Source organism: Paenibacillus aceris (assembly GCF_017874035.1).
Lineage (GTDB): Bacteria > Bacillota > Bacilli > Paenibacillales > NBRC-103111 > Paenibacillus_E > Paenibacillus_E aceris.
The window spans coordinates 259920-275729 of the sequence record NZ_JAGGKV010000004.1 but is presented as its reverse complement, the minus strand read 5'-3'; the positions used below and the strand labels follow the sequence as shown (position 1 = coordinate 275729).

At 49.5% G+C, this 15810-nt stretch carries 9 protein-coding genes; 8 read left to right on the top strand and 1 reads right to left on the bottom strand.

Annotated elements, in window-relative coordinates:
- Positions 1–6 precede the first annotated feature (6 nt).
- From J2Z65_RS10215 to J2Z65_RS10205, 3 genes are read left to right on the top strand one after another with little or no spacing between them, the layout of a single operon-like run.
- Positions 7–1443: a DUF5060 domain-containing protein gene (locus tag J2Z65_RS10215; protein ID WP_193581086.1), complete on the top strand. Its 1437-nt coding sequence runs from the start codon at positions 7–9 to the stop codon at positions 1441–1443.
- Between the two features lie 22 nt (positions 1444–1465).
- Complete coding sequence (locus J2Z65_RS10210) at positions 1466–2914, top strand: DUF5605 domain-containing protein (RefSeq protein WP_167065161.1); 1449 nt, start codon at positions 1466–1468, stop codon at positions 2912–2914.
- Positions 2915–2926: 12 nt separating this feature from the next.
- Positions 2927–5284, top strand: a complete 2358-nt coding sequence (locus J2Z65_RS10205; protein WP_193581085.1) for a glycoside hydrolase family 95 protein — start codon at positions 2927–2929, stop codon at positions 5282–5284.
- Positions 5285–5523: 239 nt separating this feature from the next.
- Here J2Z65_RS10205 and J2Z65_RS10200 read toward each other — a convergent pair whose 3' ends face one another.
- The gene (locus J2Z65_RS10200; protein ID WP_167065158.1) at positions 5524–6207 is read right to left on the bottom strand and encodes a DNA-binding response regulator; all 684 of its coding nucleotides are present in this window, start codon (positions 6205–6207) and stop codon (positions 5524–5526) included.
- 843 nt (positions 6208–7050) lie between these two features.
- Here J2Z65_RS10200 and J2Z65_RS10195 point away from each other — a divergent pair.
- Genes J2Z65_RS10195 through J2Z65_RS10175 form a run of 5 tightly spaced genes read left to right on the top strand, consistent with a single transcriptional unit; the run spans position 7051 to position 15790 of the window.
- On the top strand, positions 7051–8145 hold the full coding sequence (locus J2Z65_RS10195; RefSeq protein WP_167065155.1) for a Gfo/Idh/MocA family protein: 1095 nt from the start codon (positions 7051–7053) through the stop codon (positions 8143–8145).
- Entirely contained in the window at positions 8142–9017 is an 876-nt protein-coding gene (locus tag J2Z65_RS10190) for a sugar phosphate isomerase/epimerase family protein (RefSeq protein ID WP_167065152.1), read from the top strand. The genes J2Z65_RS10195 and J2Z65_RS10190 overlap by 4 nt, the downstream gene beginning before the upstream one ends.
- Positions 9007–10659 (top strand): hypothetical protein, encoded by a 1653-nt coding sequence (locus tag J2Z65_RS10185; RefSeq protein ID WP_167065149.1) that lies wholly within the window; start codon positions 9007–9009, stop codon positions 10657–10659. The genes J2Z65_RS10190 and J2Z65_RS10185 overlap by 11 nt, the downstream gene beginning before the upstream one ends.
- 23 nt (positions 10660–10682) lie before the next feature.
- On the top strand, positions 10683–13760 hold the full coding sequence (locus J2Z65_RS10180; protein WP_167065146.1) for a glycosyl hydrolase 2 galactose-binding domain-containing protein: 3078 nt from the start codon (positions 10683–10685) through the stop codon (positions 13758–13760).
- Complete coding sequence (locus J2Z65_RS10175) at positions 13715–15790, top strand: hypothetical protein (RefSeq protein WP_167065143.1); 2076 nt, start codon at positions 13715–13717, stop codon at positions 15788–15790. Before J2Z65_RS10180 ends, J2Z65_RS10175 begins: the two co-directional genes overlap by 46 nt.
- The last annotated feature ends 20 nt before the right edge of the window (positions 15791–15810 follow it).

The following is a 15810-nucleotide window of genomic DNA, read 5'->3' as shown; positions in this document are numbered from 1 at the left end:
GAGCCTATGGCAATTGAGCAGAACATGCGGGAAGTGGAGCAATGGGGGCAGTTTGAGCTGACATTGAACGGTCCGGCAGAAGGAAATCCGTACCAAGAAGTCCAATTCTCCGCACGATTTCAATATAAGAACTATACCGTCCAGCCTGACGGGTTCTATGACGGCAATGGCACGTACCGGATTCGGTTCATGCCGGATCGACCAGGCGTTTGGCGGTATGTGACGCACAGCAGCGTTGACGAGCTTGACGGGCATAACGGCGAATTCGTATGCACCCCGCCATCTGTTGGAAACCACGGCACCGTGCGGGTGAAAGATCACTATTTATTCGCCTATGAGGATGGAACGTCCTATATGCCATTCGGTACTACCTGTTATCATTGGACGCACTATCGTAACGAAGAGTTGGAAGAGCTCACTTTGCAGACTCTGAAGAGCTCGCCTTTTAATAAAGTAAGGATGTGTCTTTTGCCCACGCGGGATATGAAGCCTCCGTTAAGTGTTGCTTTCGCCGGGACTTGTCCGGAGGATATGGACAAAAGACAATTTAATCCGGCATTTTTCGCCCATTTGGAAGAACGTATCCGTGATCTTATGCAGCTAGGAATTGAAGCGGATCTCGTGCTGTTCCATCCTTACGATAAAGGTTATTGGGGCGTCGATAATATGGATGCTGATACGGATGCTTTTTACTTGCGCTATGTGATCGCGCGCTTGGCGTCATTTCGAAATGTATGGTGGTCCCTATGCAACGAGTATGATTTCAATAAAAACAAAACGGTCGCAGATTGGGACCGGCTGCTTCAATTAACTCAGCGTTATGATCCTTATCAGCATTTGCGATCGATCCACAACGGTACGAAGATGTACAAATCTTCAAGCTTGTATGATTTTAGCAAGCCATGGATTACACATCAGAGCATTCAACATTGGGATGCGGAGCTGACGACTGAATGGCGTGAAGCCGTTGCCAAACCGATTGTCATCGACGAGATTTCCTATGAAGGCAACAGCTCCAGACGATGGGGTAATATATCCGGCGAGGAATTGACGCACCGCTTTTGGGAAGGCTTGTCACGGGGCGGATTTGTAGGGCATGGCGAATCATTCATTGAACGGGAAACAAGAGCTTGGATATCATCCGGAGGAAAGTTATACGGGGAAAGTACCGAAAGAATTGCATTTCTGCGTAAAGTGATGGAGGAAGGCCCTGCGGATTGGATGCAAGCCGCGCAAGAAGGCACGTATGAGTTGTTGTACTTCGGACGTCATCAGCATGCCTATAAATATTTGGAGCTTCGTCAGGAAGTTTCTTACCGGATTGAAATTATCGATACTTGGAATATGACCGTCTCACCACTCATGGATACGTTCAGCGGAAGCTGCAGGGTGGACCTGCCAGGAAAGCCTTTTATGGCTCTTCGTATTCAAAAGGTTGGATGAACAGCTTATGCGGAAGGAGGAGATGAAACTGGATTTTACAAGGGATGTTGAGCGCTGGGGCCTGTTTGAGCTAACGCTGGATGGTCCCTCTCAGGGGAACCCGTTCACGGACATTCAGCTTTGCGCCCGATTCAATAAAGGACTGAATGAGGGTTATGCTGAAGGCTTTTATGACGGAAATGGCAAGTACCGCATCCGGTTTATGCCGGAGGAAGAAGGACCATGGAGATTCGAGATTTCAAGTTCATCTGGGGAGATGGACGGGTTGAAGGGTGAGTTTACTTGCACTTCAGCTGTGCAATCGACGAACAATCATGGTCCCGTGAGGGTAAAAAACTCCTCATATTTTGAATATGCGGACGGAACACGCTATACGCCTATCGGTACGACGAGTTATGTGTGGCACTTGCAAAGCAGAGAAGTACAGGAGCAGACGCTGCGAACGCTAAGTCATGCGCCGTTCAATAAAGTTAGAATGCTTGTTTTCCCGAAGTCGTACATGCTTAATGAAGATGAGCCTTACCTGTATCCATTCGAAGGTTCACCAGAATCGGGTTTTGATTTTACCCGGTTGCGCCCAGACTATTTCACTCAGTTGGAGAAGCGGGTAAAGGAATTGGCGGAATTGGGCATTCAGGCGGAACTGGTCTTGTTTCATCACGATGACGAAGGACGCTGGGGATTTGACCGTATGCCGCAAGAAGCGGACGACCGCTATGTGCGTTATGCCGTCGCGCGATTCTCAGCTTTCAGCCACATATGGTGGTCATTAGCTAACGAATACGATTTGATGACGCACAAAAAAGTGGAGGACTGGAGCCGGCTTTTTCGGATTGTTCAGGAATGCGATTATGGCGGCCATTTGCGGTCTATTCACAACTGCAAAACATGGTACGACTTCGGTACGCCCTGGACGACACATGCCAGTATCCAGCATGCCGATGTGAAAGTCATATCGGAATGTACCAAACAATACGGAAAGCCTGTCATCATTGACGAATGCGGGTATGAGGGCAATTTGGATACGAGGTGGGGCAGTTTAACACCGGAAGAATTGCTTTGCCGGATCTGGGAAGGCACATGCCGTGGAGGGTATGTGATGCATGGGGAGTCGTATTGGAATGCCGACAAAATAATCTGGTGGTCACATGGGGGAGAACTGCAAGGGAAAAGCATGCGGAGAGTCGAATTTTTAAAAGGAATACTTGACGAAGCTCCTGCTCAATTAACCTATACCAGCGATAGCTACGATGCTGCGACAATATCGGTTCCAGGCGAATACTATTTGCAATATTTTGGTCCTCATCGTTTTGCTTACCGTGAATTTTCATTGCCAGAAGGAACTTACAAAGTGGATTTGCTAGATACATGGAATATGATCGTTACTCCGTTAGAGGGCAAATATGAAGGGCGTTTTCGTATTAATTTGCCTGGAAAGCTCTATTACGCATTACGCATTCAAAAAATTTAGGGAGTGATGCTGATGAAACAAATGCGAAATTCAGCCAAAGGTACAAAGTTGTGGTACGAAAAACCGGCAAGATCGTGGAACGAAGCGCTGCCAATCGGTAACGGACGTCTGGGCGCTATGATATTTGGCAAAGTAAATAACGAGAGATTGCAATTAAATGAGGATTCCGTTTGGTATGGAGGACCCGTTAACGGAGATAATCCGGATGGGCAGAAATATTTTCCGATGGTTCGCCAGCTGTTAATGAAGGGTAAACAAATCGAGGCTGAAGAGCTCGCGCAAATGGGAATGATGTCTATTCCTAAGTCTTTACATCCTTATCAACCTCTCGGAGATTTCCAAATCTACCATGACGGTGAAAAGAAGATGATTTCCAATTACTATAGGGAATTGGACATTGAACAAGGAATCGCCCAAGTAGGCTATTGCCTGAATGATATTCAGCATACTAGGGAGTTATTCAGCAGCGCGGTTGATCAGGTCATGGTAATCCGTATCTCGTGCGATCGGCCGGCCAAGTTAAACCTTCGCATGCATTTGAGCCGACGACCTTTTGATGAAGGTACGCAAAAAATTGCGAATGATACACTCGTGATGAGCGGTGAAAACGGCAGAGGCGGAGTCACCTATTGTGCTGCTGTGAAAGCGGTTCCCGACGGCGGATCGGTTAAAGTTATCGGCGATTTCCTCATTGTTCAAGCGGAGGCCGTTACGATTTATATCGCGGCGCAGACATCTTTCCGCCACTCGGACCCGATAGCCATCTGCACGCGCCAGTTAGAGCACGCGGCAGGCAAGGGGTACGAGAAAGTCAAACGCGACCATTTGGCGGATCATACCCGCAGGATGCAGCGTGTGAAACTGGAGTTAGGCCGGCCGGAAGATAACAGAGAAACGGATTTGCTGCCAACTGACGCCCGATTGCAACGATTAAAAGAAGGCGGGAACGACCTTGGACTTGTTCCTTTATATTTCCAATACGGTCGTTACTTATTAATGGCCTCCTCTCGTCCCGGTTCTAATCCTGCTAATTTGCAAGGTATATGGAATGAAAGCTTCACTCCGCCATGGGAGAGTAAATATACAATTAATATCAACACAGAGATGAATTACTGGCACGCGGAAGTGTGCAACTTGCCGGAATGCCATGAACCGTTGTTCGATTTAATTGACCGTATGCGTATTAACGGCAGAAAAACGGCGCAGGAGGTTTACGGCTGCAGGGGGTTTGTCGCACATCATAACACCGATATGTGGGGAGCTACCCAAATTGAAGGCAATTTTATGCCGGGATCAATTTGGCCAATGGGTGCGGCTTGGTTGACTTTACATCTATGGGAGCATTTCCGGTACGGCCAGGATGAACGTTTCCTTCGCGACCGGGCGTATCCCATTATGAAAGAAGCTGCTGAATTTTTCTTGGACTACTTGTTTGAAGATGAAGAAGGGCGTCTTATTACGGGACCGTCTACTTCGCCAGAAAATAAGTTTATCGGTGCGGATGGCAGTGTAGGATGTTTGACCATCGGTCCATCCATGGATACTCAGATCATCTATTCCTTGTTCCGTGCTTGTATCGAGGCATCTGAACGTTTGAAAACAGATGAGGGGACCCGTCACGAGTGGGAACGCATCCTTCGCAAACTCCCTCCTCCGCAAATCGGAAAGCACGGGCAGCTGCAGGAATGGGTGAAGGACTGGGATGAGGTGCATCCTGGACATCGCCACATTTCCCACTTGTTCGCTCTCCACCCTGGAGAAATGATACATGTGCGCCATACGCCTGAATGGGCAAATGCCGCCAAACGCACGTTGGAGCGCAGACTGGAATCCGGAAGCGGCCATACGGGTTGGAGCCGGGCGTGGATCATTAATTTCTTCGCGCGTTTGGAGGATGGGGAAAAGTCGTACGAACATTTCCGTATGCTGCTGTCCCACTCCACATTGCCGAATTTGTTCGACAATCATCCGCCATTTCAGATCGATGGCAATTTCGGCGGAACAGCTGGAGTTGCAGAGATGCTTCTGCAATCACAGCGCGGGGAGATTAACCTGCTTCCGGCTTTACCGAAAGCATGGGCAAACGGAGAGGTTAGCGGTTTAAGAGCCAGAGGCGGCTTTGAAATCGACATGTCTTGGGAAAATGGCGAGCTGACCCGCTGCGTCATCCGAGCCAATCATAACCAGCCATGCACCGTGGTTTACAGGCGCAGCGAGGTTCCGCTTATCGTGGAATTCGATGGGTTGCCAGTAGAGGCGGAGGCACTGTCTGATAAGATTAGTTTCCAAGCCGAGGCTGGTAAGCAATATGTGCTGACGGTTGGTAAGCAGTCACAGAACGGGCTCATGAAAGAGGCAACGAATATTTAAATAAGCGCTTGCGAAGGTCACCCTAGGGGTGGCCTTTTTGCGTAGATAAGAAAGTATAAGTTTTATACTTTTGCTTCGCATCTGCCTTGACAAACGGGCTCGTCCTAAAAGGACGACGAAGTCGTTTATCCTTGGTTGGTGGCGGGAACACAGGCTGTTACGATGATTTACATCGACGTGCCGGGAAAGGGTGAGAAAGTGCAATTGTGGCGGCATCGTTGTACGGAGCCGCCCTCCTGTTAAAGGTCGATAAACTCATCCGCTGAAACAGTAGATGATAACAGATAGAGGTGGATCCGCTGCTTACCGCGACCCCCTGGGATGAGTATCCCTTTAGCAAGCATGCTGCGGAGCAAGGTGCGCGCTTTTTGCTGTTCTACGTCTAAGGCTGAGCAAATGTCAGAAGGTTTTATTTTTCTATGGTTGCGAAGCGCAGTGCGAATAATCTCTTTTTCTTCTACGTTGATCTTGCCATACTTGCCGGATGTACTGTTTCCAAACCATTTGCCCATAAATTGATGGATCATTTGCTCGCACATCCTGGGTTTGTCTTTCACATCATCGCGGGAGAAACGCAGCAATTTCCAGCCATCTAGCAACATATGATTTTGCCGCACCAATTGATCGGAAAACTGGGGGCGCGTGATTTTTTGCAAGTGCGAGCCGAAGCCGTCTATTTCGATAGCCAACCTAACTTGTCCGCGAAAGAACGCGAAGTCGATAAATCGTGTGCCATCGCGGAAATCCCGGATCTCATACTCAGGCACGAGATGGTCAAATTGCAAGAAGGCAGGCCACCACACTTGTTGCAAAAACAACTTTTCAGCATAGCCGTGCCCTTCCGTTAAGCGCCTCCGCGCTTCGCCTTGTCTAGACTTTACATGGTGCTGCATAAATTTTGAATAGGCTACTTCAAATGTCAAGCTGCATTCCCCCTCATGTAAAATAAAAGCCGCTCCCCGTCAGGATAACCTGAAATCGGGCAGCGGCGTGTGCTTCATAACCATTTGCTTATTAGAGTATTATAACAAATTTGGTACTTTGCTGCTATACATACTGGAATTAAATCTTTTGTTGTTGTACTTCCTGTGTGACAGGGGCAGATGCAAGGCCGCAACGATGATTTATATCGCTGCACGGGGGAAACCACGCGTTCCAGCGAGCAAGGGCCACCCGCAACGATGTTTCTCATCGTTGCGGGGCACGACCCCCATCGTTGCACGCCTGCAACGATGATTTATATCGCTGCACGGGGGAAACCCCGCGTGCCAGCGAGCAAGAGCCACCCGCAACGATGTTTCTCATCGTTGCGGGGCACGCCCCCCATCGTTGCTCACCTGCAACGATGATTTATATCGCTGCACGGGGGAACCCCGCGTGCCAGCGAGCAAGAGCCACCCGCAACGATGTTTCTCATCGTTGCGAAGAATCAACCCCCATCGTTGCTCACCTGCAACGATGATTTATATCGCTGCACGGGGAAACCCCGTGTGCCAGCGAGCAAGTGCCACCCGCAACGATGTTTCTCATCGTTGCGAAGAACCCCCCCCCATCGCTGCACGCCTGCAACGATGATTTATATCGCTGCACGGGAAACCCCGCGTGCCAGCGCCCTACACCCGCCCGAACCAGTCCTCCACTCGTCACAATTCGATCCTTTTTGCCGTTACTTGCCAACGTGGTTGAATCATCCCTACAAAAAAGCATAAACACCCTATAAATGTTTTTCCATCCTCGTGTAATGTAAGAAATAAAGAGGTGTGACTATGGAATTCATTAGACCAGACGATTATTTGCCCAATAAGAAGCGTCTTACCCATATTAAAGAATACGGAATCGGCCTCATCGGATGCGGCAGCATAGCGAATACAGCGCATTTGCCCGCCTACCGTAAGTACGGTTTGCCTATAGCGGCTTGCTGCGATGTAAGCGAGGAAGCAGCACGCGCTACAGCGGAAAAGTTTGATATTCCGTTTTGGACAACGGATGTTAATGAACTACTCGAGAGGGAGGGTGTAGGTGTAATCGATCTGGCTATCCATCCTGAACCGAGATTGGAAGTGCTGAAACTAATAGGGAAAGCACCAAGGCCGGTTTTATGCCAAAAGCCGTTAGCACTGGATCTGGCACAAGCCGAACGACTGAGCGAGGAAGCAAACAGACTAGGTATTATCCTCGGAGTCAACCAGCAGGCTCGCTGGGCCCCGGCGCATAAAGCGCTAAAAACAGTTCTGGAACAAGATCTCATCGGGGAAGTATACAGCATTCATCATTACATGCGTTCGTTCCAAGACCAGGCAGGCTGGTGGTGGACAAATATGAAAAATTTCAACATTGTCGACCATGGTGTGCACTATGTAGACCTCTGCCGGTATTTCAACCCATACGAGGAAGAATGGTCAAGGGTGCATTGCACGACAGCTCAGCTGAACCGGCAAAATGCAATCGACCCGCTCATCTATTCAGCGAATATAGAGTTTGGTCCCAAAGGCGGCAGGAACCCGCTAATGGCATCACTCCATTTTAACAATATTGCCAAGGCAAGCCGCTCGCACAGCAATACTTGGTGGATCGACGGAACGGAAGGAAGCCTTTGGTGCACGCAAGACACGCTGTATATGGCACTAAATAAGCACAAAAACGTTGTTCACGAGATCAAGTTGAAAGGAACCTGGTTCCCGGATGCCTTCGCAGGATCGATGATTGCGTTCATGACGGCTTTGGAGGAAGGCACTCTTCCACCGGTCACGTCAGAGGATAACATCCAAACCGTGGCATTAACAACAGCGATGGTGAACTCAAGTCAGGATGCATGTGTTGTGGAAAGATCGGATTTGCTGAAAGGAAGCGTTGTAGGATGAACCAACTCGGATTTATGAGCTATATCTATATGGGCTGGAGTGCGGAAGCGATGGCTGAAGATGCTCGTAGTCAGGGTATGATGTATGTACAAATTGATCCCAAGCAAGCTATGCAGGTGATGGACGATCAGCCATTTTCACCCGCACGCGCTGAGAAAATCCGCTCGATCTTTGAGAAGCAAGGAATCTCCGTCATCGCTTTGTCCGGTTATACGAATTTGATGAATCCGAATGTTCAAAAAAGGGAAGCTAAACTGGAACAGTTGGAGAGGATGATCGACCTATGTTCGATCTATGGCACTAGGTATATTGCGACGGAGACAGGCAGTCTGCATCCGACCAACGCATGGCGCGATTATGAAGGGAACCGTACCCCCGATGCCTGGGAGCAACTACTGAAAATTATGGATCGCTTGCGAAATCGGGCGGTGAAGAACGGTGCCGTTCTGTTAGCCGAAGGCTTTGTAAACAATGTGCTTGCCAGTACAGAGCAGGCTGTGGATATGAGGGAACGGCTTGGAACGGAAGGTTTGGCGTTCATTATGGATCCTTTTAACTACTTGACGCAAGAAGATTTGAGCAGACAGCCTGAAGCGATGGCGAAAATGTTTGACAACATCGGTGATATTTGTCCAATCGCGCACGCCAAGGACGCGCTTTACGGAGAGGGAGGATTTACGACGCCACGAGTCGGTGCCGGTCAGGCGGATTGGAACGTGTATGCAGAGCTCCTTGCACGCCGGCTGCCGGATGTCCCTTTGATATTGGAACATGCGAAGCCTGAAGAGGTGGCTGACTGTCTTTCAATTATCCGCCGATCCTTTGAACGTGTTGAGGCGAGCTGGGGAGTGAAAAACGCCGGTGAAGCATAAACCGAAACTAGGTATTCAGGGACCGGTTGTAGCGTGGCAGGATCCATGGGCGGGAGACGCCTCAGATCGCATTATGCGGACGGGAACAGGGAGCATCTGTCCCTCGCAGGATCCGAAACCGGAATCTGGCGCATTTGTGAACAGCCTGCGTGAGATGGGAACGGATTTTTACGTGCACCATGTTCTGCCAGGCATCGATCATTGGGAGGTTGTTGCGGATATTACCGCAGCGGGCATGGATATCTGCCTCGGCAACGAATATGGGAATATCAACGGACCTTGGGTGGAAGGGACGAATCGGTATGATATCCCGGACGAAGCGATTGTTGAGGCCTCCACATCAGGACGATGTATCGGGCTCTTGTACGATGAGCCGGAGCATCTGCAAATTAACGCCGCTCAGTACCGGAAAGACGGATGGTTCCCTCACTGGGGCGGCACAGACGGTTTGAATGTAGCGCAGTCACGAAGCAAGGTGGAACAATCCGTCCGAACGCGAACGAATCACGTTCAGCAAGTTGTGGAACGTGCGGGGCTAACCAGCACATCGGTACCTTTAATATCGGAGCAGGTATTTCCTACTATGTTTCACACGTTTGCCAGAGCAGGGATGGACATTTGCCCGAAAATTATGAAGGAGTCCTTCCAATCGCTGCAGATGTCTACAGCTCTGGGAGCGGCGAAACAATACGGAAGGGCGCTATGGATTTGCGCTGACTTATGGGGCCCTGATATAGGCAAGTGGTTTACGCGGTTCCCTGGATTTCCAGGACATTCTCCGCAGGAATTTGAGTCTGCATTAAAGATGGGATATTTCATGGGGCCATCCCATTTATTCGTAGAAAATATCGACGTATTGCTAAAGCATACACCCGAGGGTTTCATAAAGACGGAATTCGGCGAAGTGTGGCAGCAATTCGTTCGAAAATTTATACCTGAACACCCGCTGACTTGGCATCATTCCCAGGCAGATCCCGATATTGCAGTCATTCATTCAGATGACGGCAATTATGGTCAAAATGAGCGACTATTTGGCAATCGAACGCTTCAGACACAAGACATCACGCCAAGCCAGAGCGTGTTCCACATTTGGCATCTGCTTAGCCGGGGGACGATACCGGCCCACGGCAGCTGCATGCATATTCCGGGGTACGACTTTCCGAGACATCAATTGAAGCAAGAGGTTCCGCTTGATCGGTTCCCGCTCGAGCAGGGATATACCGGTAGCGGCGGTAAACGAGTACATCCCTTGTTTTATCCGATGTCGAATGTCCTAGCGTTTGACGACCAAGTAAGTGAAGAACAACTGGGGCAGCCCAAATTAATGATTATAGGCGGCACGACACTTTCAACGAAGACGTTTTCGATTGCAGCTAAAAGGGCAGAGGACGGAGCTGTTGTCGTCATCGCTGATTGGCTCCTGCCTGCGGATTGCCCGGAACAACTAAGGATAAGTGGTAAAGTCGGCTTCGGAAGTTGGATTGTCACAACCGATTTTCTGGCTGATGTAGTGAAAGAGACCGTAGAGCCGTTTCTAGGCGAGAAGCGGTGCTGGACACAGCGTTTCGGATCATCGGAAGTAAGGATGTATCCCCAGGACGAAGAAGGTTATATGTTAGATTTTGAAATCGTGCGGGTATGACGAGGAATAAGGTGGAGATGTGATTGGAGCAAACAAAACGGTTGGATCAGTTCGCGGAAATCGCGTTTCGTGAACATCCCGGAAATAAAGACGAACTGCGGGACATTCCGCCTATATCATATGAGAAAAAATATTTCGCACCTGGGACGGATAAAGCTGATCGTGTTTATCAGCTAACGTTCGATGAACAGCTGGCTCGCTTCCAAGAAGAATTGAAACAGCTTCGTGAAAAATATCGGCCCTATATGCGAAGCTTGGCGCCGGCTGCTTCCTTTCATCGAGATCGTCAAGTATGCAGCCAATTTCAGTTCCGCTATCAAACGCCGGCCGACGCCGATTTTACCCGAGTACTGGACGGGGTGGGGGATTGGGAAGCCGTGACGGTTCCTGATTTCCGTGGACCGACAGGGGAAAATGGCAAATGGACGGGATTTTATCGCAGCGAGTTTGAATATGCTAGCATTCCTGAGGGTAAACGAGTTTACATCGTGTTCAAGGGTGTTGATTATAAAACAACGGTTTATCTAAATCACAAGTGTATCGGCAGCCATGAAGGTTTTTTTGCACCATTTGAGTTTGATGTGACGGACTTTTTACAGGAAAAAAATACACTGGTCGTTGAGGTGCACACCGATTTTCCGATGATGGGAGTCGGCGGTACGAAATTGGATGGTGACAAAATATACGCAGCGACTGGTCCGGGATGGGATGATCCTTACGATGGTTGGAATCACTGTCCGCCGGGAGCGGGCATTTACAATAAAGTGTATTTGGAACAGCGCTCAGAGCTGTTTATCCAGGATGTGTTCGTAAGGCCGGACATTGAAGGAAGCTCTGTAGAAGTATGGATTGATGCCGTGAACACGACGAAGCAAATCATGGAAAATTTTGAGTTGAACCTAGAAATTATTCCTCAAAATTTCGAAGGCCAAGGAGTTGGCCCTATCTCGTTTACAGTGGCGTACGCCGGGCCAGGCATCAATTATTTCCGGTACAAGGTAGATTTTCCATCATTCCAACTCTGGGAACCGGATTCTCCGCTGCTTTATATGGCGCGTATTGAAGTAAAGAACGGCAGCAATTGTAAGGATAGCCAGGATCGCATATTCGGAATGAGAAAGTTTCATATGGATGAGCAGCAATCACCGAAAGGCACGCTATATTTGAACAATCGTCCGATCATCCTTAGAGGCGCCAATGAAATGGGGCACTTGCAGCAGTGTGTCATGAACAACGATTTCGAACAGTTAATCGATGACATTTTGATTGCAAAGATGGCGAATTTGAATTTTTATCGAATCACACAACGCCCGGTGCAGGAAGAAATTTATGATTATTTCGATATGCTCGGCATGATGCATCAATGCGATTTGCCGACGTTCGGATTTATCCGCCGCAATCAATTTGTTGAAGGCGTGAAGCAGGCGGCGGAAATGGAAAGGTTGATCCGCAGCCATCCGTCCTCCGTTATGGTATCGCTCATTAATGAGCCTTCGCGAACGGAAAAAAGACGCAAGGGGCACCGCTTTTTACACCGGAACGAGTTGGAAGCATTTTTTGTTGCATCCAGACAGGCGATATTCGTTGAGAATCCTGACCGTGTCGTGAAAAACGCGGAAGGGGACTATAATCCGCCTACACGTGAAGGGCTGCCCGATTTTCACTGCTATAACCTGTGGTATACGAACAACGGTATTCCTGTTGGAAAAATGTACAAAGGCTATCTTCCGACAATCAGGGAAGGGTGGAAGGCGGGATGCGGAGAGTACGGCACGGAAGGGTTGGATCATGCCGAATTGATGATAAACCGCTATCCGAAGGAATGGCTTCCCGCATCTGAACAAGATCGTTGGCTGCCGAATGTTATCCATGGCTCCCAAACCTACAATCTTCACGGGGATTGGTTTGCCGAACAGCATACGATGCGCGAATGGATTGAGGCCAGTCAGAAGCACCAAAGCCTGGCGACGAAGCTGATGACGGATGCATGGCGCAGAAGGGCGGACAGGGTCGTATCTACCGCCATCCATCTGCTGATAGATGCATGGCCGGCCGGTTGGATGAAAGCGCTTGTCGGTGTCGATCGCATCCCGAAACCAGCGTACTTTACGTACAAGGAATGCTTGGAGCCTGTTCGCGTGAATTTGCGATGCGACCGGTGGAAGGCGTACGAAAGTGAAACGTTGGAAGTTGAAGCTTGGCTTTTGAACGATACAGCCAAAGAATACGGCCTTTGCCGAATCGTTGCAACACTGCGGGACGATGCTAAGGAGTACGGTCATTATGAGATATCCAGCCAACTACCGGTAGCTTCTTCCCTGTATGCGGGTTCCATTCGCTTTTCAGTGCCTGTGGTACAAGATAGGAAGAAATTGTATGTAGATGCGAGTCTGATTGATGAAAACGGAAACACGTTGAACGTTGAACGGTTCGAATTGGAGGCATTTGCAAGATCAAGCCATCAGAAGCCTCAAAAGATCAGATTTCTCGATTCAGCATCTGAACTGCAGTGCTCGCTGCTGAATGTTGCCGGCGAGCGTTATGTCGACGAAGCGCAGGCGGACAGTACGCTTGTTGTATCTTCTCCGGCAGCATTTGAACGTCACCGGTCCTCTGTTCTAGCTAATGTCCGCAATGGCGCAACGGCTGTTTGTCTGCTGAAGCACTCGGATAACGGTGTGTGGGATCTGGATGATACACAGATTCAAACAGTGAAGTTGCGAGAAGTGTATACGCTTTCTATGCAAGTTGGGGATCTCAACATGCAAGGCATACAGCCGGACGACTTTGCTTATCTGTACAATTTGACGACGGACCGGATTGACGGCCTTACCAATTGTCATTTGCAAGGAGAGGGAATTGAACCCATCGTGTTCGCCTATCACGCGCAGAATGAAACGAATGGAAAGCGGAAGCTTCCCGTGGTAGGAATGAAACGGTTGGGGAAAGGTCAAATGTTCTTCGTCTGCATGCCGCTAGCCGGCAGAGTAGGATTCAATCCAACGTTGGACCGCTTTTTGACAGCCTTATTGAGTAAGAAAGGGGAGAGCCTCCAGTGCACGCCATTGTTAGCCGCGATCAGAAGCGACGAGCTGAAGTAGCAGACACGCAAGATGGCATTCAGCTCGTTCTAAGAACGGAGGGGGAGCTCACCCCCTTTTTCACGGGGCAGTTGAATGAGATGCTATGTTATTCCACCGGAAGACCATGGCATACGAACACTCCCGGCCTCAAAGATGTGCGAATGGATGGCGAGTCCGGTTTGATTCGGATCAGCGGTACATTAGAAGAACTGTTTGTCACGCTGAGTCTGGCGTTTGATGAAAATGATCTGTTGCATGTACAGGTAAGTTGGGAAAATCGGAGCGGAAACTTGTTGAATGAAGCAGTTGTTGGCCTCCTCTTCCTGCTTCCGAAGCGGAATCAGGAAAAGGTAACGATTCCGCACATGATTTACAATAACAATCCTTCCTCCGATCCGAACCGAATTGTTCCACGGCTTGGCGTAGGTCCTGGCAAAGGATTCATTTGTGAAGAGCACCGGCTGCCAATTCCTTGTGTGAATGTGGAGTGGGAGGAGTACGGCACGCGATATTTCTCGCTTTTTTCAATCCCGGGTTATGTGGAAACGGATGATGGGCGTGTACATTACGGCTCGCTCGGAGCGATACAGGACGAAAGCCGAACGATTGCCGTCGCGCTTAGCGGCGTTCTGATGTTCAATGGCGAGAAGGACATCTATTATATAGCCAAAAATAGAACGGAATCCTATCAAGGCGGATATATGGATTGGGAACAAGGATACAGCTTAACCAAGGAGTATGCGCTGGATTGGGGGCACGCTCTTCGAACGGGCCATGCCTACCGCGAAATCGTTCGCAAAGGGATGCTGCTGTATAAGCCTGAGGGAAAGAAGCCATTCTCCTTGGAAGAACTGATCGTACTAAAGACCAACGCGATGGACGACCGCTGGAGAATCGGCGAGCATGGCGCCGCCGGTTATGTGAAGTTTACCGATTCCAATGTATTCGGCAACGTTTCCAAGCACCCGCTGCACTATATGTACGGTTGGACGGGGCAATGCTTAAAGCTGGCCTGGTGCGATGCTAAGCTGGGCTTCGAGGAGGGACAGGAAGAGCGAATAGCCAAATGCCTTCGAGCTGTCGATTTCTATTTATCCGAGAGCCGCACCGAAGTACCGGGTATAAGGCATAGTTCGTATCGCCTCGAAGATGGAGCATGGGACGATTTCCACTGGAATAAGCAATCTGTCACTTCCAGCCGGGCTTACGGTGAAACGATGGCTGATTTGGCGGAGATCGCGCTGTTGTTTCGGGAAAGCGGCCGGGAGGTTTCAGCAACCTGGATCGAAGCTCTGCGCGAGTCTGCCGATTTCTTCCTGAAAGGAGCCTTACCTTCGGGCATCTTTCCCTCTGCATGGCTGATGGACGGCAAACCGGCAGATGAGATGATCACCGCAGCAGGGCTCCCGTGCTTGATTGCACTGGTGAAAACGTACTGGATCACCATGGAGAAAAAGGTTTTGGATTTCGCAGAGTCGATGATGCAGCGTTATTACGAGTTGCATGCCGAGACGTTCGAACGGCCATTTGCCCGTTCCACGCTCGATGCCAAGTGTGAGGATAAAGAAGCGGGCATGTACTTTTTCCTTGCTGCTTACGAGCTGTATCTTTTGACCAGGGATGAACGGTATCAAGAATGGGCCGAAATTTCTGCGGACTGGCTTCTAACATTCGTTTATATGTGGAACCCGGCGTACAATCAGGGCTCAGCGTTCCAAAACACGGATTTCAGCGCTGTTGGATGGCCTGGAGTGAGTGTGCAAAATCATCACTTGGATGTGTTTTTTCCGACCTATGAGTTTTGGCAGTTTGGCCGATTAACCGGTAAGACGCAGTATGAACGCTGGGGACGAATGTCGCTAGATGCGATGGGGCAGGGCATTAGCACCAAACCCGGGGAGTGGGGATTTACCGTTGCAGGGGAGCAAGGCGAAGGCTTTTTCCAAACGTATTGGAATCACAGGGGACACAGCAATAAATGGAACCCTTCATGGGTGATCGCGTTAGTTCTGAATAACGCTTTACGTTTCCGGGATACATTGGCATGAAGGTGAGAGATAGGAGGGCG